3 protein-coding genes and 1 pseudogene are annotated in these 4,153 nt (G+C 43.8%); 2 read left to right on the forward strand and 2 right to left on the reverse strand.

The genetic code is table 11. From position 1 onward, the window contains the following. Nucleotides 1-503: 503 nt before the first annotated feature. Nucleotides 504-1,274 (reverse strand): DUF481 domain-containing protein, encoded by a 771-nt coding sequence (locus H5300_RS25720; protein WP_004736378.1) that lies wholly within the window; start codon nucleotides 1,272-1,274, stop codon nucleotides 504-506. Nucleotides 1,275-1,358: 84 nt separating this feature from the next. Here H5300_RS25720 and H5300_RS25725 point away from each other — a divergent pair. Continuing rightward, nucleotides 1,359-2,684, forward strand: a pseudogene (locus H5300_RS25725) (arylsulfatase); the annotation flags it as partial. A 131-nt stretch (nucleotides 2,685-2,815) separates the two neighbouring features. Here the strand turns inward: H5300_RS25725 and H5300_RS25730 are convergent. Then, nucleotides 2,816-3,301, reverse strand: a complete 486-nt coding sequence (locus H5300_RS25730) for an Lrp/AsnC family transcriptional regulator (RefSeq protein ID WP_004736367.1) — start codon at nucleotides 3,299-3,301, stop codon at nucleotides 2,816-2,818. A 122-nt stretch (nucleotides 3,302-3,423) separates the two neighbouring features. Between H5300_RS25730 and H5300_RS25735 the strand changes: the two genes are divergently transcribed. Beyond that, on the forward strand, nucleotides 3,424-4,023 hold the full coding sequence (locus H5300_RS25735; RefSeq protein WP_004736366.1) for a LysE family translocator: 600 nt from the start codon (nucleotides 3,424-3,426) through the stop codon (nucleotides 4,021-4,023). Nucleotides 4,024-4,153: the final 130 nt, after the last annotated feature.

Genomic DNA, 4,153 nt, shown 5'->3' on the forward strand with positions numbered 1-4,153 from the left:
TATTTCAAGCCGCGAGGTCGAGGGCTCGAGGCTATAGAAATACAGCCACTTTCATCACCATGATCTACATGATAGCGAGCCCTGCCGCTGAAATATTGAAATCCACTTGAAACGTCGAAGAGCCATTAATTTTTTCATTGTTTCCACTCTGGTTTGTAAATTTCGGGAGAGGATTCTAGCGATATTTTCAAAATAAAAAACACTGTTCGAATAGGGCGGGAAGGATTAAATGAAGATTAAATACCTCAAGATATAAACCTGTATTTCCATGAACTAAAATTACAATTTTTTAGATAGATTAAATGAACGATGTGCAGGCGTTACTCTATGATTTTATGGGCTTTCCTTGAGGGAGGGCGGTGCATGTTTCACGAAGAAAAACCTCTGGCAATAGAGAGCACCACCAGAGGTATGAATCATTTGAGGCGTACGTTTTAATAGAAATTAAATCCAAATGAGCAATATTGGGTTGGCCTAGGTTCTAACACGTTACGATAATTGGATTAAAAGTGAGCAGCCCAACCAATCAGGAACCCTTGCGATGCGGTATCGTATTCAAAGGTCCCCTTGTTTTCGTAATCAACCCAAGTCGATTTGTAGGCAACATTTAAGTCAGACCAACTGTTTATCTGGTATCGCACGCCAGTTAACAGAGACGAGGTAAAGTCGGTGTCACTGCCAAGCCCTGCATCAATGGTTGCGTGAAATTTCCAATCCTTATTGATCTGCGTTATCCATCTCACACCTATTTGGTAATCAACCCAATCTTCATCGAGTGATCGGTCTGTACTTAGCTTGCCACCTGAACCGTAAAGCTTGGCATCAATGTCGTTATCCCACCAACGAAGCCCAAACAGATAATCAATCGTGCCAAAATCGTATTGGTAGCGCTTAAACCCCTTCACATCTAAAACACCTTGTCGGATATCAAGATTGCCTTTTAATACCTCTAGGTTGCTACCTAACACTGAGTTTGTTTTTCCGCTTAACTTCATGAAGCTGTAGTCAATGTAATAGCCCCACTGATTGTCATAGATACCCTCTAAACGCACCATTGCGGTCATATCAAGATGATCCATGATGAATGCAGGATCAACATCGACATCAGCAGACAAATCACTAATGGTGCTGTCTCCACGGATGTTGAGTGCGAGCGCGTAAATTTCGAAGCTATGTTGCCACTTTTTTGTATCCGCTTGTGCGCTTGCTTCCTGAGCATTTACGGTTGAACTTGCAGCTAATGCTGATGCGAGTAGGTAACGCCATTTAGCCATATTGATATCCTTATCTTCGATGTGAAATAGCACGAATGTGAATGTGTGTTTTAACTATCCATTTTTCACATATGCAACTTGTATATCTCTGAAAAGGGCATGCTACTGACCGATTATTACGCTCAACCCTCTTGTACGGCGGGTCGTTCTGCATTCTTAACGGGTCAACTCCCTGTTCGAACAGGCATGCACTCAGTTGGGTTACCGGGTGGCCCAGTTGGTTTAAGTGCCGACACGCCAACGCTTCCTGAGATTCTTAAAACCATGGGTTATGTTACGGGTCAGTTTGGTAAAAACCATCTTGGTGATCGAGATGAATTCCTACCGACAATGCACGGTTTTGATGAGTATTGGGGTTGGTTGTATCACTTGAATGCAATGGAATACACAGAAGATCCAGATTGGCCAAAAGATGGATCTTTGGATGCCTTTGCACCTCGTAATGTCATTTACGCAAGATCAGATGGCAAAGGTGGTCAAACGATCGAAGATGATGGTGCATTGTCGATCGAGCGTATGCGTACACTCGATGATGAAGTGAATAAACACGCGATCAACTTCATCGAAAGGGCGGTTGAAGCGGATAAGCCATTCTTTACTTGGTACTGTCCATCACGTGGTCACGTTTGGACACACCTGTCACCTGAATACGAAGCCATGCTTGGCCAAAACGGTTGGGGACTTCAAGAAGTGGTCATGAAAGATCTTGATGACCATGTTGGTGAGATGATGGCGAAAATGGAAGAACTCGGTATTGCCGATAACACCATCATCATTTTCACTGCCGATAACGGCCCAGAGATCATGACGTGGCCAGATGGTGGTATGACACCATTCCATGGCGAAAAAGGCACAACTTGGGAAGGCGGCGTTCGCGCTCCTGCACTTGTGAGCTGGCCTGGTAAAATTCCTGCAGGTACTGTAGGCAATGGCATCTTTAATGGTATGGACTGGTTACCCACTCTGGTTGCTGCGGCTGGTGGTCCAACGGATCTTAAAGAGAAAATGCTGAAAGGTCACGATGGCTTTAAAGCGCACCTTGATGGTTACAACCAAGTGGATATGCTGACAGAGAAAGGTGAGTCTAATCGTAAAGAGATCTACTACTACGAACGAGACAAGCTACAAGCGGTTCGTATTGGCGATTGGAAGGCGCACTTTGTGGTCCAAAATCATGGCTGGAGTGGTCCGAAAGAGGAGCTAAACGCACCGTTACTCTTTAACTTACGTCGTGACCCGTATGAGCGAGCGGCAGAAGAGTCGGGCATGTACTTGAAATGGATGGGGCAGAAAATGTGGGCATTTGGTCCCGCTCAAGCTGCTGTACAACAACATCTAGCAACCTTCCAAGAGTGGCCCCCAGTGACACCAGATTTACCAGCTGAGAAAACAGGTGGTGTGGGTAACTAATACGCACTTGTAAAAACTAAGTGCCCGGTTAACAAACCGTTGACTGGGCATTTTTTGTTTGGTCTATTAATCTTTTCTTTGAGTAAAAATAAGCCCGAGTTAATAGAGTCTTGAGTAGATGGTAGCCCAAGCTAATCCCCAAGAGGCAACTTATAGCTGTTTTTCAACTCTTTAACCGAGATATTCGACTGAATCGCACTTACGCCTTTTACTCGCCTGATCGAGCTAATACGCTCAAAGTACTCTTCCAAATCTTTCGCTAGCACTTGAATCATATAGTCGGCACCACCTGCAATGCAGTGACACATAGGAATCCAATCGGTTACTTCGACAAACTCTTCAAACGGTTCTGTGTTTTCTACTTCATGGTTACCCAAGGTCACAAGAGTAAAACCAGCTACATGAAAACCAAGCTTTTTGCGGTTTAGCTTCGCGGCGTAACCATCGATATAACCCGTCTCTTCCATGCGTTTCCAACGGCGCCAGCACGGGGTCTCGCTGAGGTTCACTTTCTCTGCGAGCTTACTGTTGCTCATGCGTCCGTCTTGTTGGATATGTTCTAAGATGGCGATATCTGTGTCATCTAACACTTCTTTGGTGGATTCTTTCTGTTTCATGGTGTTTTTAGAAAAGTCTTGCTCAAATTTGGATTAATATTAGCCTATATAGCAATTTAATTCCTAGTCGAATCTGTAAACTCTCTCCGTATAAATACTTTACTTATTAGGAGTGAGAGGAAATGAGCTCTCAATTAATGCTGGCGTTCTTGCTATTTTCAACATCAATTGCAATTACACCTGGGGCAGGCAATATCGCATTACTTGGGATTTCAAGTCGTTATGGGTTTGCTGCGACTTTACCTTTTATCTCTGGAAACGCTGTTGGCATCATCATCGTACTGGCCGGTTCCAGTGTCGGTTTGGTGAGCCTATTTACCCTTTACCCAGAGCTATACAACATTTTGAAATACGCGGGTGCGGCTTATTTGCTGTTCATGGCATGGTCGATTGCGAACATGCAAATCGAAGAAAGCACCACAGATAAACGTTCAGGTTTTATGTCAGGTGTGTTGGTGCAGGTGTTAAACCCTAAAGGTTGGATAGCGTCATTGACCGTGTTTTCACAGTTCATTACTCCGAATGCAGATTACTTGATTCAAGTAGTGACCATTATCGCGGGTATGGTGATTACCGGTGTACCGTGCATGTTGGTGTGGGCGTATTGCGGCACCATGCTGAAAAAATTACTGCAATCACCAAAACAGATGATGTTTGTGAACCGTTGTTTGGGTGGAAGCTTAGCGATGGTGGTTGCCTTTATGCTTTATCAACCAGCATAAAGCGTCTCTACAAATAAAAAAAACCACTCCTAAATCCATAGGAGTGGTGTCTAAAAGTCGACTAAGTCGTTAACAGTAAAGAATTAAGTTAACAAATATTTAAGGAACTTGAGTTAAAAGCTTTTATGCC

It is taken from the genome of Vibrio sp. SG41-7 (assembly GCF_014164465.1).
Classification (GTDB): domain Bacteria; phylum Pseudomonadota; class Gammaproteobacteria; order Enterobacterales; family Vibrionaceae; genus Vibrio; species Vibrio splendidus.

Bases quoted from the DNA above. Each gene is read 5' to 3' on its own strand.
- H5300_RS25720 (WP_004736378.1), bottom strand. From the start codon at position 1,274: ATGGCTAAATGGCGTTACCTACTCGCATCAGCATTAGCTGCAAGTTCA.
- H5300_RS25735 (WP_004736366.1), top strand. From the start codon at position 3,424: ATGAGCTCTCAATTAATGCTGGCGTTCTTGCTATTTTCAACATCAATT.
- H5300_RS25730 (WP_004736367.1), bottom strand. From the start codon at position 3,301: ATGAAACAGAAAGAATCCACCAAAGAAGTGTTAGATGACACAGATATC.